Source organism: Mesorhizobium sp. B2-5-11 (assembly GCF_006440835.1).
Classification (GTDB): Bacteria; Pseudomonadota; Alphaproteobacteria; order Rhizobiales; family Rhizobiaceae; genus Mesorhizobium.
The window spans coordinates 524,233-547,273 of the sequence record NZ_VFUK01000001.1; the positions used below are offsets into that span (position 1 = coordinate 524,233).

At 63.0% G+C, this 23,041-nt stretch carries 19 protein-coding genes; 9 read left to right on the forward strand and 10 right to left on the reverse strand.

Annotated elements, in window-relative coordinates; translation table 11 throughout:
- Positions 1-7: 7 nt before the first annotated feature.
- From FJ490_RS02650 to FJ490_RS02660, 3 genes are read left to right on the forward strand one after another with little or no spacing between them, the layout of a single operon-like run.
- Complete coding sequence (locus tag FJ490_RS02650) at positions 8-1,483, forward strand: HAMP domain-containing sensor histidine kinase (protein ID WP_140728168.1); 1,476 nt, start codon at positions 8-10, stop codon at positions 1,481-1,483.
- Entirely contained in the window at positions 1,483-4,443 is a 2,961-nt protein-coding gene (locus FJ490_RS02655) for a bifunctional [glutamine synthetase] adenylyltransferase/[glutamine synthetase]-adenylyl-L-tyrosine phosphorylase (protein ID WP_140728169.1), read from the forward strand. Before FJ490_RS02650 ends, FJ490_RS02655 begins: the two co-directional genes overlap by 1 nt.
- Before the next feature lie 51 nt (positions 4,444-4,494).
- The gene (locus tag FJ490_RS02660; protein ID WP_140728170.1) at positions 4,495-4,974 is read left to right on the forward strand and encodes a DUF4179 domain-containing protein; all 480 of its coding nucleotides are present in this window, start codon (positions 4,495-4,497) and stop codon (positions 4,972-4,974) included.
- 44 nt (positions 4,975-5,018) lie between these two features.
- On the opposite strand, the gene FJ490_RS02665 is transcribed toward FJ490_RS02660, so the two are convergent.
- Positions 5,019-7,343, reverse strand: coding sequence for a PAS domain-containing sensor histidine kinase (locus FJ490_RS02665; protein WP_140728171.1), 2,325 nt, complete (start codon positions 7,341-7,343; stop codon positions 5,019-5,021).
- Positions 7,344-7,586: 243 nt separating this feature from the next.
- Here FJ490_RS02665 and FJ490_RS02670 point away from each other — a divergent pair, with 243 nt between their 5' ends.
- Entirely contained in the window at positions 7,587-8,000 is a 414-nt protein-coding gene (locus FJ490_RS02670) for a hypothetical protein (protein WP_140728172.1), read from the forward strand.
- Between the two features lie 101 nt (positions 8,001-8,101).
- Here the strand turns inward: FJ490_RS02670 and pepN are convergent, their stop codons facing one another.
- On the reverse strand, positions 8,102-10,747 hold the full coding sequence (pepN, locus tag FJ490_RS02675; protein WP_140728173.1) for an aminopeptidase N: 2,646 nt from the start codon (positions 10,745-10,747) through the stop codon (positions 8,102-8,104).
- A gap of 282 nt (positions 10,748-11,029) precedes the next feature.
- On the opposite strand from pepN, the gene FJ490_RS02680 reads away from it, so the two are divergent.
- The gene (locus tag FJ490_RS02680) at positions 11,030-11,932 is read left to right on the forward strand and encodes a DMT family transporter (RefSeq protein WP_224617863.1); all 903 of its coding nucleotides are present in this window, start codon (positions 11,030-11,032) and stop codon (positions 11,930-11,932) included.
- 9 nt (positions 11,933-11,941) lie between these two features.
- On the opposite strand, the gene FJ490_RS02685 is transcribed toward FJ490_RS02680, so the two are convergent.
- The 3 genes from FJ490_RS02685 to FJ490_RS02695 form a co-directional block, all read right to left on the reverse strand.
- A complete protein-coding gene (locus FJ490_RS02685) occupies positions 11,942-12,745 on the reverse strand; it encodes a helix-turn-helix transcriptional regulator (RefSeq protein ID WP_140555832.1) in 804 nt (267 codons plus the stop codon).
- A gap of 48 nt (positions 12,746-12,793) precedes the next feature.
- Positions 12,794-13,666 (reverse strand): uracil-DNA glycosylase, encoded by an 873-nt coding sequence (locus FJ490_RS02690; protein ID WP_140657993.1) that lies wholly within the window; start codon positions 13,664-13,666, stop codon positions 12,794-12,796.
- Positions 13,667-13,775: 109 nt separating this feature from the next.
- Positions 13,776-14,420, reverse strand: coding sequence for a hypothetical protein (locus FJ490_RS02695; RefSeq protein WP_140657991.1), 645 nt, complete (start codon positions 14,418-14,420; stop codon positions 13,776-13,778).
- A 220-nt stretch (positions 14,421-14,640) separates the two neighbouring features.
- Here FJ490_RS02695 and FJ490_RS02700 point away from each other — a divergent pair, with 220 nt between their 5' ends.
- Positions 14,641-16,320, forward strand: a complete 1,680-nt coding sequence (locus FJ490_RS02700) for an electron transfer flavoprotein-ubiquinone oxidoreductase (protein WP_140657989.1) — start codon at positions 14,641-14,643, stop codon at positions 16,318-16,320.
- A gap of 138 nt (positions 16,321-16,458) precedes the next feature.
- A complete protein-coding gene (locus FJ490_RS02705) occupies positions 16,459-17,052 on the forward strand; it encodes a DUF922 domain-containing protein (protein ID WP_140657987.1) in 594 nt (197 codons plus the stop codon).
- A 13-nt stretch (positions 17,053-17,065) separates the two neighbouring features.
- On the opposite strand, the gene FJ490_RS02710 is transcribed toward FJ490_RS02705, so the two are convergent.
- The 5 genes from FJ490_RS02710 to FJ490_RS02725 form a co-directional block, all read right to left on the reverse strand.
- On the reverse strand, positions 17,066-18,076 hold the full coding sequence (locus tag FJ490_RS02710) for an endonuclease/exonuclease/phosphatase family protein (protein WP_224680932.1): 1,011 nt from the start codon (positions 18,074-18,076) through the stop codon (positions 17,066-17,068).
- A 159-nt stretch (positions 18,077-18,235) separates the two neighbouring features.
- Positions 18,236-19,696, reverse strand: a complete 1,461-nt coding sequence (locus FJ490_RS02715) for an AMP nucleosidase (RefSeq protein WP_224684496.1) — start codon at positions 19,694-19,696, stop codon at positions 18,236-18,238.
- A 101-nt stretch (positions 19,697-19,797) separates the two neighbouring features.
- On the reverse strand, positions 19,798-19,992 hold the full coding sequence (locus FJ490_RS02720; protein ID WP_140494649.1) for a hypothetical protein: 195 nt from the start codon (positions 19,990-19,992) through the stop codon (positions 19,798-19,800).
- Between the two features lie 54 nt (positions 19,993-20,046).
- Positions 20,047-20,205, reverse strand: a complete 159-nt coding sequence (locus tag FJ490_RS32550) for a hypothetical protein (RefSeq protein WP_181165140.1) — start codon at positions 20,203-20,205, stop codon at positions 20,047-20,049.
- A 207-nt stretch (positions 20,206-20,412) separates the two neighbouring features.
- A complete protein-coding gene (locus tag FJ490_RS02725; RefSeq protein WP_140555823.1) occupies positions 20,413-20,754 on the reverse strand; it encodes a DUF2147 domain-containing protein in 342 nt (113 codons plus the stop codon).
- A 446-nt stretch (positions 20,755-21,200) separates the two neighbouring features.
- On the opposite strand from FJ490_RS02725, the gene FJ490_RS02730 reads away from it, so the two are divergent.
- Positions 21,201-21,467, forward strand: a complete 267-nt coding sequence (locus FJ490_RS02730) for a sel1 repeat family protein (RefSeq protein ID WP_010915070.1) — start codon at positions 21,201-21,203, stop codon at positions 21,465-21,467.
- Between the two features lie 398 nt (positions 21,468-21,865).
- A complete protein-coding gene (locus tag FJ490_RS02735; RefSeq protein ID WP_140494645.1) occupies positions 21,866-22,987 on the forward strand; it encodes a branched-chain amino acid ABC transporter substrate-binding protein in 1,122 nt (373 codons plus the stop codon).
- Positions 22,988-23,041: the final 54 nt, after the last annotated feature.

A 23,041-nucleotide genomic window follows, 5' to 3' on the forward strand; every position in this document is an offset into this window, starting at 1 on the left:
CGGCGGCATGGCCCTTTCCGTGCCTGCCATCATGAAGACGACGGCTGCGCGGCTCTCGGCGCTCTATCTCTTGCTCTTCGCGCTCTGCGCCGTACTGCTTGTCCTCTACATGACCTCGCTTTCGGCGCGCATGCTGACCGCGCAGACGCAGGAGACCATCAACGACGAGGTGCTCGGCCTTGCCCGCGCCTACCAGCGCGGCGGCCTGCCGGTCCTGGTGCGCGTGGTGGAGCAGCGCTCGCGCCAGCCCGGCGCCAATCTCTATTTGATCGCCGACGCCAACGGCCAGATCCTGACCGGCAATGTCCAGAGCCTGGAGCCGGGGGTCATCGAAACCGAAGGCTGGACGACCGAGCCGTTCTCCTACCGTCGTTTCGGCGAAGGCGAACTCGACCGGCAGCGCAGCACACCTTCCGATCAGGCCACGCCGCAGGCCGGCGATACGGCGGTCCGATCCGAAGGCGAGAAGGGCCACAATGCGATCGCCCTGGTGCTGCGCCTGCCGAACCAGATGATCATGCTGGTCGGCCGCGATCTGGGCGAACCTGAGCGGTTCCGCGCCGTCATCCGCCGCTCCCTGATGCTGGCGCTCGGCATGATGGGGCTGGGCGGGCTGTTGATCTGGTTTTTCGTCGGCCGCGCCGCGCTGAAGCGCATCGATGGCGTTTCGGAAGCCAGCCGCCGCATCATGGGCGGCGATCTTTCGGGCCGGCTGCCGGTGACCGGCGCCGGTGACGAATTCGACCGGCTTTCCGAGAACCTCAATGCCATGCTGGCTAGGATCGCCATGCTCAACGAGGGGCTGAAGCAGGTTTCCGACAACATCGCGCATGATCTGAAGACGCCGCTGACCCGGCTGCGCAACCGCGCCGAGGCGACGCTTTCGGGCAAGCACAAGACGTCGGACTACCGCCAGGCGCTGGAAGGCACCATCGCCGAGTCCGACCAGCTCATTAAGACCTTCAACGCCATCCTGATGATCTCCCGGCTGGAGGCGGGTTATTCCTCCGAAAGCACCAGTCGCGTCGATCTGGCCGCAGCCGTGCGCGATGTGGTCGAACTCTACGAGCCGGTGGCGGAAGAGGCTGGCGTTTCGCTCGAAGCCGCGGTCGATGGCGCATTCCTTGTCGACGGCAACCGCGAGCTGATCGGCCAGGCGCTGTCCAACATCGTCGACAATGCGATCAAGTACTCGACCGATTCCACCTCCAAGCCGACTGTCCGCGTGACGCTCGAACGCACGCATGGCGAAATCAGGCTTGTCGTCGCCGACAACGGCCAGGGCATTCCGGACGATGCCGATCGCGCCCGGGCGACGGAACGGTTCGTGCGGCTCGAGAAGAGCCGTTCCCAGCCAGGTTCCGGGCTTGGCCTCAGCCTCGCAAAGGCGGTCATGACATTCCACTATGGCCGGCTTGATCTGTTGCCTAGTAATCCCGGATTATCCGTGGTCATGAGTTTTCCCGCGCGGGAGGATCATTGATGACGGCGGCTGCAAAGCGGACGGCGAAGGACTGGCTGTTGAAGCCCGCGGCAAGGCTTGCTCCTCTGGACGACAGTCGGGCCCGGCAGGAGCTGGCCGAGATCGCCACCTTGGCACGCGAAGAAGGATTGACACGGCTGGCGAAATTCCTGGCTGGAACGGGTGAGGCGCAGGACTTCCTAGCCGCTGTCTTCGACCTGTCGCCGTTCCTGCGTGACATGGCGCGTCGCCGGCCGCAGATATTGGATGGGCTTTTCGACCAGCCGGTCGAGGCCCGGCTGAAGGCGATCATCGTGGCGATCGACCGGGCATCGTTCTCCGAGACGATCTCCGAATCCAGATTGATGATGGAACTGCGGCAATGGAAGGCCGATGCGCATTTCCTGATCGCGCTGGCCGATCTGGCCGCCGAGGCCGAGACCTCGCTTACGGTGCGGCGGTTGAGCGACCTTGCCGATGCGTGCACGCGCGCCGCCGTCGATTTTCTGCTGCGCGACGCGCATGGCCAGGGCAAGCTGAAGTTGCCGGATCCCGCCAATCCCTCGAACCGGTCGGGCTGGATCCTGCTCGGCATGGGCAAGCTTGGCGCGCATGAGCTCAATTTTTCCTCCGATATCGACCTCGTGGTCTTCTTCGACCCGGAAGCGTCGGCCGTCGTCGATCCGCTCGATGCGACGGAGCTGTTTTCGCGGCTGACGCGCCGTCTGGTGCGCATCCTGCAGGACCGCACCGAACATGGCTATGTCTTCCGCACCGACCTCAGGCTGCGTCCCGATCCCGGTTCGACCCCGCTGGCGATCCCGGTCGAGGCGGCGCTGCGCTACTACGAGGCGCGCGGCCAGAACTGGGAGCGCGCTGCCATGATCAAGGCGCGTCCTGTGGCCGGCGATCTGGACGCCGGCACCGCTTTCCTCAAGGAGCTCCAACCTTACATCTGGCGCAAATACATGGACTATGCCGCGATCGCCGACGTCCACTCGATCAAACGCCAGATCCACGCCCACAAGGGGCATGGCGAAATCGCGGTCAAGGGCCACAACGTCAAGCTCGGGCGCGGCGGCATCCGCGAGATCGAGTTCTTCGTCCAGACGCAGCAGCTCATCGCCGGCGGCCGCTTCCCGGAACTGCGAGGCCGCGAGACCGTGCCGATGCTCGGCCAACTGGCCGCGCGCGGCTGGATCACCGCCGAGGCACGCGACGCACTGGCCCGGCAATATTGGTTCCTGCGCCGGGTCGAGCATGCCATCCAGATGGTGGCCGACGAGCAGACGCACACCCTGCCGGAGAATGATGAAGGGCTGGAGCGAATCGCGCGCATGCTGGGCTTTGCCGATGCGGCTGCTTTTTCCCTGGGCTTCCGCGCCTCGCTGCAGCAGGTCGAACGTCACTACGCGGCGCTGTTCGAAACCGCACCGGAGCTTTCGGCAGGCATCGGCAATCTGGTCTTCACCGGCGACGTCGACGACCCCGATACACTGCAGACATTGCACGGTCTCGGCTTCCAGCGAACGAGCGACATCTGCCGCGTGATCCGTGGCTGGCATTTCGGTCGCTACCGCGTCACCCAGTCGGCTGAGGCGCGCGAGCGACTGACGGAACTGACGCCGGCGCTGCTCAAGGCTTTCGGCCAGACGCGTCGGGCCGATGAGGCGTTGATCCGTTTCGACGAGTTCCTCGCCGGCCTGCCTGCAGGCATCCAGCTCTTCTCGCTGCTCCAGTCCAATCCGGCGTTGCTGAAGCTTATGGCGACGATCATGGGCGCCGCGCCACGACTGGCCGCGATCATCACGCGCCGGCCACATGTGTTCGATGGCCTGCTCGATCCCGCTCTTCTCACCGAATTGCCGGATCGTGGCTATCTATCGGCACGGCTTACCGCTTTCCTCGAAGGCGACCGCGCCTATGAGGACGTTCTCGATCGTTTGCGCATCTTTGCCTCCGAGCAGAAATTCCTGATCGGCGTGCGGCTGCTCGCCGGCTCGATCGATCCGGCCCGCGCAGGCCGCGCCTTTTCTGACCTGGCCGACCTCACCATTGAGGCCGCGTTGCACGCGGTTATGGCCGAATTCGAGGCGCGCCATGGCACAATCGCCGGCGGCGTGGTTTCGCTGCTCGGCATGGGTAAGCTCGGCAGCCGTGAATTGACGGCGGGGTCGGATGTCGACCTCATCCTGCTCTACGATCACGATGCGGACGCCGAGGAATCCGACGGTGAAAAACCGCTGGCGCCCTCGCATTACTACACCAGGATGACGCAGCGCCTCATCTCGGCCGTTTCCGCGCCGACCGCGGAAGGCGTGCTCTATGAACTCGACCTGCGGCTGCGGCCGTCCGGCAACAAGGGGCCGGTGGCCACCCACGTCGACGCCTTCAAGAAATACCAGCGCCAGGAGGCCTGGACCTGGGAGCACATGGCGCTGTCGCGGGCGCGCGCCATTGCCGGAGATGCCAGGCTCTGTACCGAGGTCGAAGCCGACGTTGCGGCGGTGCTCGGGCAATTGCGCGACGCAGCAAAGGTGAAAGCGGAAGCGTCCGACATGCGCGCCATGATCGAAAAGGAAAAGCCGCCGCGCGACCTCTGGGACATCAAACTCATTGCCGGCGGCCTGATCGATCTCGAATTCATCGCCCAGGTGGCCGTCGTCACGGGCAATGTCGAGTCCGGCCGCAGGGTCACGGCAACCGCGGAGGTATTGTCGCGCCTTGCGCCACAATTCGCAGCCGCCGATATCAGGGAGGAGCTTGGCGAGGCCTACCGCCTCTATCTGGCGCTGACCCAGATGATCAGGCTTTGCCTCACCGGCCAGTTCGAGCGGGACGATGTGCCGCCGGGGCTTTCGGATCTGCTTCTGGCGGTCACCGACTTGCCGGATTTCGGTGTGCTGGAAGCACATCTCAAGGAGACGTCGCGGAAGGTCAGGAAGGATTTCAACCTTCTGCTTCGTGCCGGGCGGCCGTGATCAACGGCCGTGCGGATCGCATCGGGGGTGACGATGCAACAGGAGAAGACCATGAGAAAGACAACCAAGCTCGCGTTCGCCTTCATCGCGTTGGCAGGAGCCGTCGGCACTGCGGCCTATGCCGAGAACATCAACAGCGCAAACATGCGTGAGCGCACGATGATGCGCCTCAACAAGGCGATGAAGGACAATGACGGCACCATCAGCTTCGACCAGTTCTCAAGCGTCATGGATTCGCGGTTGAAGAAGCTGGTCGCCGACAATGGTGGCAAGCTCACGGTGGAGCAGCTCGCCGCAGCGCTGGAAAAGGCCCGCTTCGAGCACATGGCCAGGCGCATCATCGCGCGTTACGACAACAAGGGCGACGGTACGCTGACGACGGACGACATCGCCAGTCGCGACAAGAAGCTCTTTGCCCTGCTCGACAAGAACAACGACGGAAAGATCAAGAAGGGCGAACTGCCAAAGGGCGGCCGCTTTGGCTTACACCGTCAGTGGGATGACGAAGGCAACGACGGCAGCATGCAATAACGCCTTCCGGCACGGGCTTCGGCGACATCGCCGGAGCCCGTTGCTTAAGCCGCGACCTTGACCACGGGCGTCGCCTTCTTCAACGGAATGCGCACCGACACGATCGTGCCGACACCTTCGGTTGAGCGGATTTTCAGGGCACCGCCTTGCAGTTCGGCCAAAGAGCGCGAGATGGCTAGGCCGAGGCCGGACCCGGCATGGCTCTTGGAGAACTGGTTCTGCACCTGTTCGAAGGGCCGTCCGAGCTTGCCGAGCGCCTCCTTCGGGATGCCGCAGCCATTATCCTCGATCGTCAGCACCAGCGCCCCTGAGGTATTGCGGGCCCTGACCGATATGTGGCCGCCTTGGCCGGTGAATTTCACTGCGTTGGACAAAAGGTTTATGACGATCTGCTTGATCGCTCGGCGGTCGGCAAACAGCGTCAGCGCGTCGGCGATGCGGGTCTCCACGGTGATCGCCTTCTGTGCGGCCTGCAGCGAGACGACCCTGACCGTCTCGCTGATCAGCGGGCCGAGATCGATCTCTTCGCGGTCGAGCGAGAATTGGCCGGCCTCGATTTTCGACATGTCGAGAATGTCGTTGATGACGCCCAGGAGATATTTGCCACTGCTGTTGATGTCGGTGGCGTATTCCTCGTAGCGCTCCGATCCCAGCGGGCCGAACAGCCCCTGTTCCATCAGCTCGGAGAAGCCGATGATGGCGTTCAAGGGCGTGCGCAGTTCATGCGACATGTTGGCCAGGAATTCGGACTTGGCCCGGTTCGCCGCTTCGGCGCGCTCGGTTTCCTTCATGTATTTGCGGTTGAGCTCGACCAGTTCGCGCGCGCGCTCCTCTTCGGCCCGGCGGGCGAGGCTGAGATCGTGTATGGTCGCCATCAGCCGGCGCTCGCTGTCGACCAGCTTTTCTTGATGCAGCTTGATCTGGGTGATGTCGGATCCGACCGAGACAATGCCGCCGTCGCGGGTTCTGAGTTCGTTGACCTGCAACCAGCGGCCGTCGGCCAGCTGCCGTTCGAACGTCGCGCCGCCCTGCGGTCCATTGCTGTTGGCAAGCCGCCGATCGGAAGCGAAAGCGAGCATGCGCTCTTCCAGCGTGGCGCGCACGGCGCCTGGCATCACGTCACGGTCCGAAAGGCCATTGTCCTTCTGGTATTTGGAATTGCACATGATCAGCCGCTCGGCGGCATCCCACAGCACGAAGGACTCGTTGATGTTCTCGATCGCCGTCCTCAGGCGCAAATCGGCTGCCTCGGAACGAAGCGCCAGGTGACGCTGCTCGGTGACGTCGACGGCGATGCCGATCAACTGGATTTCGGGTGCTTCCGGATCCATGACCTGCGCCCTTGCGCGCATCCATACCCACTGCCCGTCGGCATGCCGCATCCGGAACACCTGATCGATATGATCGATCTCGCGCGCGACGATCTTGTTGGCGAGCTGGAACAAGTCGCCATCATTGGGATGGATGATCTCGTCGACCTCGCCGAAGGACAGCATCGTGTCGCATGGCTCGTAGCCCAGCATGTCGTACATCGAGCGCGACCAATACATCTTGCCGCGCACCATGTCCCAGTCCCACAAGCCGCAGCGGCCGCGTACCAGCGCCATGTCGATGCGTTGATGCGCTTCGAGATAGATGCGGTCGGCCGCCTGCGCGCGCGCCGCCTGGCCGAAATAGGCATAGAGGATGATGATCAGCACGCCGGCCGTCAGTACGAACAGCGTCACATTCAGCGAGACTGTCTTGCGCCAGGCGTCGAAAACCGCGTCCTGCGGCACCAGCGCCGCTGCCGCGCCTTTGCGACCGTTCGTCAGGCTGACCGCTGCATACCAGTCCTGCCCGCCAATATCGACCTCCATCACTCCGGCGCGGTCGCCGAACATGAACAGAGGCTGGCCGCCCTGGGCGAGGCTATCCAGCGAACGGCCTTGCCAGGACATCGAGCGCGGCGTCACCGCGGTGATCTTGAAGGCGCTGTCGGTGATGACAAGAACGTGGCCGCGGCTCATCGCGCCCTGGCGGCTGGTCGTTTCCAACAGGTCCTGGATGGCGCCCGGCGCGGTGTCGGACGTGGTGGCCAGCGAACTCGCCAGTTGACCGGACGCCAGCATCAGGATCGCCTTGGCGTTGCGCTCGATATCGTCGCGTTCGTTCATCAGCGACAGGACGCGCAGCGCCGCGATCGCGATCAGGAAGATGACGATGAGAGCCGGTATCGATCGGCGCAGCAATGGCTCCGCCGCCAGAAGCCGCTTGTAGGCCGGTTCGGCGATGAGCCGCGTATTCCCGGCAAGGCCGTCGCCTCGCGGCGTCTCGCGACGCGCAAAAGCTATCCCTCCGGGCGCGCCCCACGCGTCCGCCTTCGCCATAAATGGCACTCCCCGATTTGCCTATGCTTGATGATCCGGTAAACGCCGCACTTCCGAATCGCCATTAAAGAATCAAAGGTGATTCGCCTTGTCCAGTGGTCCGGCGAAAAAAGATTAAAAATCGACTAAAATAGCGGCTTTTCCGCCAACCGAGCAGAGGCATGCGATGGCGATTACCGTGGAAAGGGAATAATATTAGAAATCACGCATATTCCGTGCGGGATTGCACATTGGGAGGAAAGCATGAATCGCAGAACTGCAATTGCTCTCGGCGTGTCAGCGGCAGCGGTAACGCCTTTGTTCGCCCTGGCGGCGTCGGTAAAAACGAGGACATACGGCCCGAAGGAGGGCAAGGAGATTGCGCCCGGCATCAGAGTGGTGGAGGTAGGCACGGGAAACTCAGACATTCCTGCCTACAAAAGCATCTCAATCGTCGATGTCGTGTTTCAGCCCGGCACACATGCGCCGGCGATGGTGATGGACAACGACATGGTATGCACCATCACTGCGGGCGAATTCACGATCAAGAAGGCCGACAAGGAGTTCAAGCTCAAGGAAGGCGACATATACACTTGCGCCACGGGCAAGACCGACGAGGCGACGAATACGAGCGCCGAGGTCGGCGTGCATCGCATCGCCATGTTGATACCCGCGTAGGGAGGCGGGAATCCGTTCGAGCAGCAGAAGCACAGCCTGACGGGCCGGTGGCGTTGCCTTGGCATTGCCGCCGACCACCATGGTGGCCGCTCGGGTCTGGCTCACGCCAGCGTACGCTCGACGATATCGCTTAAATCCGCCGACAGGTTTTCGGCATTGGCAATCGAAAGCAGCGCTTCCCTGGCCTTGGCCTGCCGGCCAGGTTCGAGCGAACGCCACGACCGGAGCGCCGTTGCCAACCTTGCCGCCACCTGCGGATTGCGTTTTTCGACCTCGAGCACGGTCTGCGTGAAGAATCGGTAGCCTTCGCCGTCGGCGCGGTGGAATCCGGTCTGGTTGGCACTGGAGAATGTGCCGATTAACGAGCGCACCCGGTTCGGATTGGCCATCGAGAAGGCCGGATGCGTGGTCAGGGCGCGAACCGTCTCCACCGCCTGCGGACCGGGTACGCTGGCCTGAATCTGGAACCATTTGTCCATCACAAGCGGGTCGGACGCATATGTCGCTTCGAAAGCCGCCAGTGCCTTGTTTGCCTCCGGCGAACCATGGTGGCGGTGCGCGAGCACGGTCAGTGCCGCCGCGCGGTCAGTCATATTGGTGGCCGACCGGAAGTGCTCCGCCGCAAGCCCGGCGCCATCTGACAGCAGCGAGAGATAATCGAGCATGACGTTGCGCAGCGCCCGCCGTCCGGCGGAAGCTGCGTCCGGGCTGAACGGGCCGGCGTCGGCAAGCCGCTCGTAGAGGCCGGCGAACGCGTCGCGGTTAGCCCTGGCGATTGCCAGCGCCAGCGCCTCGCGCGCAGCGAAGATGGCGTTGGGTTCGATGTTTTTGCCGATGTCGCGCGCTATGTCGGTCTCGCCCGGAAGCGAAAGCGCCAGCGCCCGGTAGGCCGGCTCCAGCGTCTCGTCGCTCGCGATCCTGCCGGCAAGCTCGGTCAGCCGCGCGGTGAAGCCAGGCTCGGCGCCGTCGAGAATCTGGCGGAAGGCCAAGATCAATGCATCCGTAAGCAGCGTGTTGAAGGTCTGCCAGCGCGAGAAGCTGTCGCTGTCGTGGCCGGCAAGGAAGAATTGGTCATCGGTCTTCTGCTCGACGGCAAGCGTTATCGGCGCCGAGAAGCCACGGTTCAGCGAAACCGCCGGACGCTCGGCGACGCCTGAGAAGCGCACCACATGCCGGCGCTTGCGGATGTGGATGATGCCGTCCTCGACGCTGGCGCCGTCGACCGTGTCATAGGCGACCGGCTCGCCACCGGCGCCAATCAGACCGAAGGCGAGCGGTATGTGCATCAGTCGTTTGCGGCTTTCCGACGGGGTCGGCGGCACCGATTGCTCGATTTCCAGAGTGAATTCCCGCTCCGCCCGGTTATAGGTCGAGCTCACCGCCAGGTTAGGGGTGCCGGCCTGATGGTACCAGAGCGCGAATTGCGACAAGTCGCGGCCGGACACCTCCTCGAACACTGTCAGGAAATCCTCGATCGTCGCCGCCGTGCCGTCGTGCCGCTCGAAATAGAGGTCCATGCCGGCGCGAAAGCTATCAGGCCCGAGGATGGTACGGATCATGCGCACCACCTCCGAGCCTTTTTCGTAGACGGTCGCCGTGTAGAAATTATTGATCTCGCGATAGCGGCGCGGCCTGACCGGATGCGCCAGCGGCCCCTGGTCCTCGGGGAATTGATGCGCGCGCAGCGTGCGTACCTCGGCGATGCGCTTGACCGCACGCGAACGTTGGTCGGCGGAGAATTCGTGGTCGCGATAAACGGTCAGCCCTTCCTTCAGGCAAAGTTGGAACCAGTCGCGGCAAGTGATTCTGTTGCCTGTCCAATTGTGGAAATACTCATGCGCGATGATCGCCTCGATATTGGCGAAATCGGCGTCCGTCGCGGTCTCCCGGTCGGCCAGCACATATTTGTCGTTGAAGACGTTGAGGCCTTTGTTCTCCATCGCCCCCATGTTGAAGTCGGACACGGCGACGATGTTGAAGACATCGAGGTCGTATTCGCGGCCGAATGCCTCCTCGTCCCATTGCATCGATCGCTTCAAGGCATCCATGGCGTAGCCGGCGAGCTTCTCCTTGCCGGGCTCGACATAGATGCCGAGCTCGACCGTGCGGCCGGACATGGTGACGAAACTGTCGGCGACCCGGCCGAGATTGCCGGCGACCAGCGCGAACAGATACGATGGCTTGGGGAAGGGATCGTGCCAAATGGCATAGTGCCAGCCATCGCCGAGATCGCCCTTGTCGACCCGGTTTCCGTTGGACAGAAGCAGCGGCGCCTCGTCGCGGCGGGCTTCGATCCGCACGGTGTAGACGGAAAGGATGTCGGGGCGGTCGAGGAAATAGGTGATGCGGCGGAAGCCCTCTGCTTCGCATTGCGTGCAATAGACGTTGCTTGAGCGGTAGAGGCCCATCAGCGCTTCATTGCCCGACGGCGCCAGCTCGGTCTCGATCGACAGCCGAAAGCGACGCGCCGCCGGGGGCCTGAGGATGGTCAGTCGGTCGGGCGTCACGGCAAAATCCGTCGGCTTGGCTTTCCTGCCGTCGATCTCGACGCGCCTGAGCGTCAGCCCGTCGCCATCCAGCACAAGCGGCGTAGAGGCCGCGACGCCATCCCGGCGCTCGACGGTCAAAATTGCCGTGACGATCGTCGCGCCTGGCGAAAGACGGAATTCAAGGTTCGTTTCCGGAATGAGATAGTCGCTGGGGCGATAGTCTTCGAGTTTGAAGACCTGGCCAGTGTCGGTGCGCATTCCTTGGTTCCTGTCTTTCCGGGCCTGTCCTGCCCGTCCAAAATTTTGAAGTCCGCGCTCTTTACACGAACCGGCGGCTCGACAAAACTGCGACAAGGTCTATTCAGACCTTCCTTTCCAGCATCGCGAGGCAGTCATGGCCGCCGTCTACGACGTCAGGCATATCGAGAGACCGGCAACGCCGGCGCGCACCTGGGCAACCACGCGGGAAGCGGCGGGAGCGTGACAGCAGGCCGCGACAACAGTGACAATACCGTAGGGCACAACACGCTCACCGGCATTATGCTGAAGATCGTCTCGGTGGCGGTCTTCGTCGGCATGTCGACCTGCATCAAGGCGGCGGGCACTGTGCCGGCGGGACAGATCGTCTTCTTCCGCTCCTTCTTCGCTATCTTTCCGATCATTGCCTTTCTGGCTTTCAAGGGAAATCTCGGCACGGCTTTCAGTACAAGCCGTCCGTTCAACCACATCGCGCGCGGCGTCGTCGGCGTCTGCGCCATGGGGCTCGGCTTCTTCGCGCTGACGCGGTTGCCGCTGCCAGAAGCAATCACGCTGAATTACGCCCAGCCACTGTTGGTGGTGGTGTTCAGCTCGATTTTCCTCGGCGAAGCCATTCGTGTCTATCGCTGGAGCGCGGTCGCCGTCGGCCTCGTCGGTGTGCTGATCATCTCCTGGCCGGAGCTGACGCTCCTGAGTTCCGGCGAGGCGCTCGATGACCAGGAGGTGCTCGGCGTCATCGCCGCATTGATAGCGGCGGCGATTTCGGCCGTCGCCATGCTGCTCGTGCGCAATCTCGTGCAAAGCGAGCGCACCGCCACGATCGTGCTTTGGTTTTCGGTCACCGCGAGCGTCATGGCGCTGCTGTCGCTGCCGTTTGGGTGGCAGGCGCTGACGCCGGGGCAGGCGGTCCTTCTTGTCGCCGCCGGCTTCTGCGGCGGCCTTGGCCAGATCCTGATGACCTCGGCTTACCGCCATGCGGAGGCATCGGTGGTGGCGCCGTTCGAATACACCTCGATGATCCTCGGCGTCTTGGTCGGCTATCTCGTCTTCGGCGATGTCGCCACGCTGAACACGCTGACCGGCGGTCTGATCGTCGTTGCCGCCGGCATCTTCATCATCTGGCGCGAACGTCAACTCGGCCTGGAACGCACCCGCACGCGCAAGGCCGCCCCGCCGCAGGGGTGATCAGCACCGTTAGGCCCGCTCTTTCGCCAATCTTACCAGCGCCGTCCGCGTCTGCTCGTCGGCCGGAAAGAAGGACTCGATCGCCAGCTCCGACAGCGTCACGTCCAGCGGCGTGCCGAACACGGTGATGGTGCTGATGAACGACAGCACCTGATCCCCATGGGCAAGCCGCAGCGGATGCACGATGCCGCTCGGCTCGACCCGCGCCGGCCGCCTACTCTTCGGGCCGGAGGGATAACCGCGCAACTCACGCTCCAGTTCGATCAGCACCGGATCGCCTGACGCGTCGTTCTGGTGCTTCAGGCGTTCCAGCAGGTGCGCCCGCCACTCCGCGAGATTGACGATGCGCGGCGCGACACCTCCAGGGTGCAGGCTGAGCCGCAGCACGTTGACTGGCGGCTTGAGCAGCGAGGGCTCGGAAACGTCGGCCAGGAACGGCCCAATGGCAGTGTTTGCCGAAACGAGGTTCCAGTGCCGGTCCACCGCGAGCGCCGGGAACGGCTCGTGCCCTCGAAGCACCGTCTCGACCGCCGCCATGGCCGGTGCCAGCGAAATGTCGGTCAGCGGCCTTTCGCTGAAGCTCGGCGCAAAGCCCGCCGCCAGCAAGAGCTGGTTGCGCTGGCGAAGCGGGATCGAAAGCTGCTCGGCCAGGTGTAGCACCATGTCGCGCGACGGCGCGGCCCGCCCGCTCTCGACGAAGCTCAGATGCCGCTGCGAGATATCGGCTTCCGTGGCGAGGTCGAGCTGGCTCATCCGGCGTCGCGTGCGCCATTCACGGATGAGGCTGCCGGCGGAGGTTTGAGGAGATATCATGAGGGCATGGTTAGGGCGACGGCAGGCGCATTTCAATTACCCGCGAGGTCATGGAGAGGTGAGCGCTCTTAGCTTCGCCTTCACCTCGAGAAAATCCCGCCAAGCCAGCTTCTTGTGCGTCGGCGTCCTCAGTAGATAGGCCGGGTGCAGCGTCGGCATCGCCGGAATAACGACGCCGGACGCTGTCGTGTGGGCGCGCCAGTTGCCGCGCAGCCGCAAGATGCCTTCGCTCGTATTCAGAAGGGTTTTGGCCGAGGGCCCGCCGAGATTGACCAGCACCTTCGGCTTGACCAGTTCGATCTGCCTTTCGATGAACGGCCGGCAGATCTCGGTTTCGTGCGGCGTCGGCGTGCGGTTTCCCGGCGGCCGCCAGGGGATGACATTGGCGATGTAGACGGATGTCCGGTCTAGCCCGATCGCGGCCAACATGCGGTCTAGCAGCCGGCCGGAGCGGCCGACGAAGGGCAGGCCTTCTATATCCTCGTCACGGCCGGGCGCCTCGCCGACCAGCATCACCGATGCATCCGGGTTGCCGTCGGCAAAGACCAGGTTCTTGGCGGTGAACTTCAGGTTGCAGCCGTCAAAAGTCGACATGTGCTGGCGAAGCTCGTCCAGCGTCGAGGCAGCCGAGGCCAATTCACGCGCCAGCGCCGCCTGCGCCTCGTCGGGTACCGCCGAAATGGGCGGGCGCGCCGGCGGAGCGTTAGGCACGGCGCTCGCATCGAGACGCGGTTGGGCGGGCCGCTCCGGTGCTCTGCTATCGCTCGGCGCGGCAGCCGGCATCCGCTCCGCCGGCTTGGGCGCGGCTTCCGCGAAGCGGTTCACCGGCGCGTCCTCCAACGCCTCGTCGACGCCCGCGCTGGCATAGAAGGCGAGCAGCTCGGCGATATCAGGTCGGCTGTTTGGGGAAGCGGCAGTCATGGCGCCACCATCGTTCGACTGGTCGCATATTGCAAGTTGGTGATTGGGGACATTGGCACAACCGGGCAATGACGGCCTGTCTGTGGCAGCGTCATACGCTCACCGCAACCTAACCCGTCGGTATGCGCGGGTCCTGCACCAGATAAAAGGTCCAGCGCGGCGTATAGTCGGTGATCAGGAATTCGAACCTGGCGGTCTTTAGCGGGTCGACCTTGCCGTTCTTGAACAGCAGACGGTCATACGGTTCAAAATCGCGGTCGAAATCGGCAAAATTGCTCGACCAGATATTGTCAGGCGTCTTGTTGCGCTGGTCGAACGAAAGCCCGTCGCCGAAGACGCTCGGCTGATTCAGGACCTCCTGAAGCTCGAACTGGAATTCGATCCAGGCCTGGCCGCTGTTGTTGAGCACGTCCAAGCGCAAATACATGATGCCGTTGGCGAACTCGCCCGCCTTGCCGAACGCCTGGATCGGCTTGGTTGCACGGATGGTCAACGTCACCGGCGTCGCTGAATTCAGCTCTTCGGTGATGACGAGCGGATCGTCCTTGGTGCCGGTGCCGGAAGCGCCGGTGATTTCGAACCCGCCAAGCTCGTCGGAGAAGGAGTAGGCACCGGTGGCCCAGACCTTCACCTCGTCTGCAAAGGCATGGACCGGCGCCAGCAGGGGGAGGGCCGAAAGGAACGCCCGGCAGGCCCTGCCGGGCGTCGATGGGAAGCGCGTTGATGAGAAGCCGCCTGGCCCAGGAATGCGCATGGTGCGAAGTATGGCCGATAAGCAAGCCGTCGAACAATTAAAAACGTACGCGTTGCGGGCAGGCCGGCGCAAAACGGGTGTCCTTCGGCACGATGCGCGACTTTTTGGCCAAATCCGCGTTGTCACAGACGCGCCGGTTTCCTGTCGCGACTTGATGCGCTATGCAGCGCATGAGCCAGCAAGATACGCGCAATAGCGACAAGCCAGTGCGGAGGGGTTGATGAGCGATATCGAACGCGAAAGCATGGAATTCGACGTGGTGATCGTCGGTGCGGGCCCGGCCGGCCTCGCCGCCGCCATCCGCCTGAAGCAAGTCAATCCCGAGCTTTCCGTGGTCGTGCTGGAAAAGGGCGGTGAGGTTGGCGCCCACATCTTGTCAGGAGCCGTCGTCGATCCAATCGGCATCGACCGGTTGCTGCCGGGCTGGCGCGACGAACAAGACCATCCATTCAAAACGCCGGTCACGGCGGACCATTTCCTGGTGCTTGGCCCCGCCGGCTCTTTCCGCCTGCCCAACATGATGATGCCGCCTCTGATGAACAATCACGGCAACTACATCGTCTCGCTTGGCAATGTCTGCCGCTGGCTGGCCGCCAAGGCCGAGGCGCTCGGCGTGGAAATCTATCCGGGGTTCGCCGCGGCCGGCCTGCTCTATAACGAGGAAGGCGCCGTCACCGGTGTTGTCACCGGCGACATGGGCGTCGAAAAGGATGGCACACACGGCCCGGGTTTCGCGCCGGGCATGGCGCTGATGGGCAAATATGTGCTGATCGGAGAGGGCGCGCGCGGCTCGCTCGCCAAGCAGTTGATCGCCAGGTTCAGGCTTTCCGAGGGCCGCGAGCCGGGCAAATACGGCATCGGCCTCAAGGAACTGTGGCAGGTCAAGCCGGAGAAGCACAGGCCGGGTCTCGTCCAGCACTCCTTCGGCTGGCCGCTCGATCTCAAGACCGGCGGCGGCTCTTTCCTCTATCATCTGGACGACAATCAGGTGGCGGTGGGCTTCGTCGTCCACCTCAATTATAAGAACCCCTGGCTGTCGCCGTTCGAGGAGTTCCAGCGCTTCAAGACCCACCCGGCGATCAGCGGTACTTTCGAGGGCGCCAGGCGGTTGGGCTATGGCGCGCGCGCGATTACCGAAGGCGGCTGGCAGTCGGTGCCGAAACTGTGCTTCCCGGGTGGCGCGTTGATGGGCTGCGCCGCCGGCCTCGTAAACGTCCCGCGCATCAAGGGCTCGCACAATGCCGTGTTGTCGGGAATGCTGGCGGCCGAGCATGTCGCCGAGGCAATCGCCGCCGGCCGCGCCAATGACGAGCTCTCCGCTTACGAAGCCGCGTGGCGGGCGACAGACATCGGCAAGGATCTGAAGAAGGTGCGCAACGTCAAGCCGCTGTGGTCGCGCTTCGGCACCATCGCCGGCGTCGCCATCGGCGGCCTGGACATGTGGCTGAACACTTTGTTCGGCTTCTCGCCCTTCGGCACGCTGAAGCATGGCAAGGCCGACTACGCCACGCTAGAGCCCGCCGCGAAGCACAAGAAAATAGACTATCCCAAGGCCGATGGCGTGCTGACCTTCGACCGCTTGTCCTCGGTGTTCCTGTCCAACACCAACCACGAGGAAAACGAGCCGGTGCATCTGCTGGTGGCGGACATGGAGCTGCAGAAGCGTTCCGAGCATGACGTCTTTGCCGGACCTTCGACGCGCTACTGCCCTGCAGGCGTCTACGAATGGGTCGACAAGGACGGCAATGCCGCTGCCGATCCGGCGGCCAAGGACGTGCGCTTCGTCATCAACGCGCAGAACTGCGTCCACTGCAAGACCTGCGACATCAAGGATCCGAACCAGAATATCGACTGGGTGCCGCCGCAAGGTGGCGAAGGCCCGGTCTATCAGAACATGTGAGCGTGCCCGGCCAAGCCGTCACGAAGAACATGCGAGCGGCGGCGGACTTGTCTGTCGCCGGCGACCGCCTGCCTCGATCAAGCCCGTTGAAGCCTTCCGCCGAGTGTGGTCTGCTCGGCTCCGACAAAGGAGGCGGACATGCGCCTGACCAGCCCCACGATGCTCGCCATGGCCTTCATGCTGCTTTGCGCATCAGCCGCGTCGGCGGGCACAAAGCTCACCGTTCACATCCGCACCTATGATGTCGTTGGAAATACCGGAGCCGCCCTTGTCGAGGCAATGGACCGGCTGGGACCCAAGCACGGCTATATGGCGCGTGCCATCGCCGAAACCGGTTACGCCGTGCATTGGGATCTCGATATTGTCCGGAAGGATGGTGCCTGCCATCTGCGGCAGGCCAACGGGACGCTGAACCTGACCTACACTTTCCCGCGGCTCTCGTCGGCAAGCCCTGTCCTGCGCGAACGTTGGGACCGTTTCATGATCGGCGTTCGCAAGCACGAGCAGACGCATGGCGGTATCGCGAGGCGTATGATGCGGGCCACCGAGGCCGCGCTTGCCGGCCTGCGGCGCCCGGACAACTGGTTCTGCACCGCCACGCATCTCGAGGCGCGGCGCCGGATCAAGGCCATCTATGTCGAATACGAAGCCAGGCAGAACGCTTTCGATGCGCGCGAGCATCGCGGCGGCGGGCCTGTCGAGCACCTTGTCGAAGCGTTGACCAAACCCTGAGAATGCCGAAGCATCAACCGCGCGGATTGTTTTCAAGGTCGCTCGCCGCGAGCGCGCTCTCATGCTCGTCATGGGGCAGCCTGTCGTCGGGGCGAAGCGAGAACTCCACGAGTACGGGAAGATGGTCGGAGCCGGTATCTTCCAGTCGCGTTGACGACAGAATGGTCACGCCGCCCTTGCTGAACGCCTGGTCGATCGGGAGGCCTGCATAGCGGCGCAGGAAGTCGGGCAGCTTCCGGTGAATCCAGGTCGACCCGGCCGACGGCATGACCGTCAGTCCGCCGAGAGCGGCGACGCGCCGCACCGCGGCGCTCCATGGCACCGCGTTGCAATCGCCGGCCATGATGGCGGTTTGGCCGAGCGATGAAAGCTGCTCCGAGAGTTCGCCGATCTGCCAATACTGTTCCCGCGGCCACGGCCAGCTGAGATGGATGGCGGCGACGTCGGCGCTCCTGCCGCCGAAATCGATGGTCGCAACGGCCATTGCGCCCCGGCGCTCGCAATGTGGCGCGGTGCCGGCGAGAAAGGGCCGCCGCGAGAGCAGCGCGACGCCGAATACGCCGTTGGGATAGGGACAGAGGATCCGGTATGGATAGGCGCTGGCGATGTAGCCAAGCTCCGTCGCCCACATCGCCGACACCTCGTCCAGGGTGATGACGTCGGGATTGGTCCGGCCGATCAGTGACAGCACTTTTTTCGGCGTCGGGTTGTCGTAGCGCAGATTCATCTGCAGCAGGCTGTAGACTACCTGGTCGGTGGGTTTGGCGACCGCCTGAACCGGCCACGGCCGGGGCAAGGCGGTCGAAGCGGTGGCAAGAGCGGCCACGGCAAAAACCAGGGCCGCGGCCGCTTGCAGGCGAAACGATGTCGCCAGCAGCGGCAGCGCGCAAAGCGCCATCAGCACGGCGAGGTGAATGCGGAAATGCGAAAAGGAATCGAGCGCCGGGTGCAACGCGCCTAAGAAGCCGGCCACCAGCGCGACCGAGAGCGTCATCATCACGATGAATACCAGTGAAGCCGCCATGTCTCGACTGCGTTTCATCGGATCAGATCTGCATGAGTTGCCAGCGATGGTCCTCGCCCGGTTATCGGCAAAAATGCGGCTCAATCAAGATAGCGAATTGCGGGCAAGATGGCGAATCGCCGGCAAGACGGCGAATAGCTCTGGCGGCGCGCAGATCGGCTACTGGAAGGCCGTTTCCGAAAAACTTCTGAGCTTGCGCGAATGCAGCCGCTCCATCGGCATTTCCGAAAGCTTTTCCATCGCCCGGATGCCGATGGTCAGGTGCTGCGCCACCTGTCGCTTGTAGAACTCGGTCGCCATGCCGGGCAGCTTCAACTCGCCATGCAGCGGCTTGTCGGAGACACACAAGAGCGTGCCGTAAGGCACGCGGAAGCGGAAGCCATTGGCCGCGATCGTTGCCGATTCCATGTCAAGTGCGATCGCCCTTGACTGCGAAAGCCGCTGCACCGGTCCGCGCTGGTCGCGCAGTTCCCAGTTGCGGTTGTCAATGGTGGCTACAGTGCCGGTGCGCATGATGCGCTTGAGATCGTACCCCGACAGGCCGGTGACTTCGGCCACCGCTTCCTGCAATGCCACCTGGATTTCGGCCAATGGCGGGATCGGCACCCAGACCGGCAGGTCGTCGTCCAGCACGTGATCCTCGCGCACATAGGCATGCGCCAGCACATAATCGCCCAGCGCCTGCGTATTGCGCAGGCCCGCGCAGTGGCCGAGCATCACCCAGGCATGTGGCCTCAGCACCGCGATGTGGTCGGTGATCGTCTTGGCGTTGGAGGGTCCGACACCGATATTGACCATGGTGATGCCGCCATGGTTTGGCTTCTTCAAGTGGTAGGCCGGCATCTGCGGCAGGCGCTGCGGCGCCACCCCTTCGCTCGGGGCGCTCTGCCCGGCTTTGGTGACCACGTTGCCCGGTTCGATGAATTCGGCATATCCGCCGCCGCCATTCTCCATCAGGTCACGGGCGCGCGCCACGAACTCGTCGATATAGAACTGATAGTTGGTGAACAGCACGAAATTCTGGAAATGCTGCGGCGTGGTCGCGGTATAGTGCGACAGGCGGTGGAGCGAATAGTCGATCCGCTGCGCGGTGAAGGGCGCCAGCGGCCTTGGTTCTCCGAACGCCACTTCGAACGTGCCGTTGGCGATCTGGTCATCTGTACCGTCGAGATCTGGCACGTCGAACAGGTCTCGGATAGGCCGCTGGATACGCTCGGCCGCCGTTCCGTCGACATGGGTGCCTTCGAGGAAGGCGAAATGCAGCGGGATCGGCGTTGTCGATTCCGAGACCGTGACCGCGACCCCGTGATTGCGCATGATCAGACGCAATTGCTCGACCAGATAGCTTTCGAACAGGCTCGGCTGGGTGATGGTGGTGGAAAAATGCCCCGGCGTCGGCATGTGGCCATAGGCTTGGCGTGAATCGATCTGGGTGAACGAGTTGGTCGTGACACCGATCTCCGGGTAGAAGGCGCGGTAGCGCTTGCTGCTGTCGCCGCCGGCGGCAAGCGCCGCGAAGGAGTCGCGCAGGAACTTGGTGTTGCGGCCATAAAGGGCTTGCAGCGCCGCGACGGCCTTTTCTGCGGTGTCGAAGCTCTGCCGGCCAAAAGGCTCGGGCATGACGACAGATTCGATGGCTTGGGGATAGATTCGCTTTTCCATGGCTCAATATAGAGATTTGGAAAGGCGGTTGGGAGGGGTGTCCCGATCGAAGGCGCAATTTATCCGCGCTGCAGGCTGACCAGCAGCACGAAACCGACGCCGGATTTCTTCAGTGCTGGCGCGTCGATCGTGGAACCGGCATCGGCACGCATCATCGGCACGGCCAGGACCGGCGCGGCAAGAAACGCCAGGATGAGCGCCGCCCGCGGCAGAAGCCGAACGGTTTTGAAGAGGTTGGCGGCGATGCGGTTCATGGTCTTTGCTTTTCTTTCGAGGTCTTGTGGTTGGTCAGGTCTTTGGTTTCTGTCTCAGGGGCGAAGGGTGGTCGGGCAGGCGAGGCGGCAGGTTCTGGAACTGGCCTCGTCCCAGGAACGGGCCGAACGGCCCGCTTCGGCGACGAGGATGGCGAAGAACATTCCAAACAGGCTCACCAGCAGGCAGACGATGGTGAAGCGGCGGGCGAGCATTGGTCGTGTCTCCTTCAACACGCAGGAGAATGCCCGGGCACGACTGAACCGGCTCTGATGCCGGCGTTCATCTGCCGTTCAAATTGGTTGATGGGTTTTGAGGCGGCGCTGGCCATAAGGAGCATGGCCGCCGGCACAGCACGCCAGGATCATGAAACGAAAACGGGGCCTGCCGGCCCCGTTTTCATGTCGCAAGGATTGGGTCGATCAGAGCTTGTGCCAGGTCTGGCTCTTGCAGATCAGCCCGCCGAGCACGCAGCCGCTCATTTTCAGCGAGGTGCCCGACAGTGTCGCCTTGCCGGAGTAGGTCTTGTCGTTTGCCGGGTCGGTTATGCTGCCGGCGTATTTGTTGTCGCCGGACGCCTTGAGCGAACCGATGGTCTTGCCGGCATATTTGCCGGACTTCAGCGTGATGGAAAATGAACCCGAGCCCCCGATGGCCGCGGTATCGCCGGCCTGCGTCTTCCAGTTTCCCTCGATCGGATCGGCCCAGGCCACACCGGTCAGGATCAAAGTGGCCGCCAGGGCCAGGCTTGCTTTTCGAAACATCTTTCCTCCCTTGGATACCCGGCAGGAGGCTCCGCCTCGCCGGTCTGCCGCTTACGCAAACGTAAGCTAATCCAGCTCCCCGCAAAACAAAAGCGGTGCCGCAGCGGAAGCTTTGGCAATTCAGATGCGCCGACGGAAGCAATGTCGGCAGGGAAATGAATGCATGCATGCGCGGCGTTTGTTTCGCGTGGTTAGCAGAGTGTTGATTCCGCCCGCGAAAATTGTCGTCAAATTTGGCGCTATCCGGCTGAATCGCTGGCTTTGTATCCTTAACGAATTTCCACGTTTACCTATTGTTTTAGCTTTGTTTTCCTCAAATTAAGCACGCCATTTAACGACGGATTCAAGCCTGAGCGGCATTCTCGAAAGCATCGAAAGAGCAGCCCGGGCAGACAAACGGAGGCAGCTCTCGGGAGCCAGACAGGGCCGGAAGAGAGGATTGAAAAATGGCACGTTTTGAAATGCTTGAAGCAGGCTTCGGCGCCATGGGGGCAACTGCCCAGGCCGACATTCTTTTCGAACTGGGGATGATGTATGCGACGGGCCGCGATTGCGAGACCGATGTCGTCGCCGCCCACAAATGGTTCAACATCGCCGCGATCAAGGGTTCGGCCCGCGCTGCGGAATTGCGTTCGGAACTGTCGGCTGCGATGTCGAAGGTCGAGATCGCCAAGGCGCTGCGCGAAGCCCGCGAATGGATGACGATGCACTGAATTTAGAGATAAGGCAGGGCGGCCTTCTGGTCCGCCAGGCAAGGACAAGGCCGCGGTAAGACGGCCACGTGACAAAACCAAGAACGCGGCACGCCCGACAGGGCCAGCGGCGCGGCGGCCATGATCCGGTTTCGGAAAGATCAGGGCCAGCAGGAAGACAGGGAAGGCGAGTTGGGTTCGAGTGCGGGGGCGCTTGAGAAACAGCTCGACAGGCAAAGCCGCGACCGGCCGGAACAAGGCCGGCGCGGCTTTTGCCTTTTTGCTCCAGAGATGCTCCGCAGGCCTAATCGAGCGCCGCCAATGCGCCTAGACAGGCCACACGAAGGATGAAATTGTCCGGCCTCTCTGGAAGAAGCGTGGCCGGGGCGGCCGCGCGTGAGTGGAGGAGTCATACCGCAATGAAAAAATTAAGTATTTTGAACGCGGCCATTTTCGGCCTGATGATGAGCGCGCCGGTCGCCTATGCCGACGACATCACCTTTTCGGTGGTCGGTCCGATGACCGGACAGCTCGCCACCATTGGCGATCAGTTCAAGCAGGGCGCGCAGGCTGCCGCCGACGCGATCAATGCTGCCGGCGGTGTCGACGGTCGCCAGATCAAGCTCGATATCGAGGATGACCAGTGCGACCCGAAGCAGGCGGTTTCGGTCGCCAACCGTATCGTCGCCAATGGCGTCAAGTTCATCGACGGCCACGCTTGCTCGGGTTCGAGCATTCCGGCTTCCGCCGTCTATGCCGAAGCCGGTGCCCTGATGATGAGCCCGGCCTCCTCGAACCCGGTGCTGACCGACGCCGCAGCGAAGGCCGGCTGGCCGACGATCATGCGCCTCTATACGCGTGACGATGCGCAGGGTGCCTTCATCGGCCCCTGGATCGCGAAGAAGTATGCCGGCAAGAACGTCGTCATCCTGCATGACAAGAGTGCCTACGGTCAGGGCGTTGCCGATGCGGTCAAGGCCACGATGAATGCCGGCGGCCTGAAGGAAGTGGACTATGAAGGCATCAATGCCGGCGAAAAGGACTATTCGGCGCTCGTCACCAAGCTCAAGGACCTCAAGGCCGACGTTGTCTATTTCGGCGGTTACCACCCGGAGGCTGGCCTGATCCTGCGCCAGTCGGCGGAACAGGGCATCAAGTTCCAGCTGATCATGCCCGATTCGATAGCCTCGCCGGAATTCTGGCAGGTTGCCGGCCCGGCCGGCGAAGGGACCATGTTCGTCTTCCCGTCGGATCCTCAGGCAAAGCCGGAAGCCAAGGCAGCCGTCGAGAAGATCAAAGCCGGCGGTTTCGTGCCGGAAGGCTTCACGCTATTCTCCTACGCCACGATCCAGGCCTTTGCGGAAGGCATCAAGCGTGCCGGCAGCGATGATCCGGCCAAGGTCGCCGAGGCGCTGAAGAACGGGCAGCCAATCAGCACGGTTGTCGGCAATGTCACCTTCGACGAGAAGGGCGACCTCAAGAACGCCAGCTACGACATCAACCAGTGGCACGACGGCAAGTATGCGCCGATCCAGCCGTAATCGCTGCCTATATCGATGAAATGGCCGGGCTCGTCCCGGCCATTTCATTTCTGC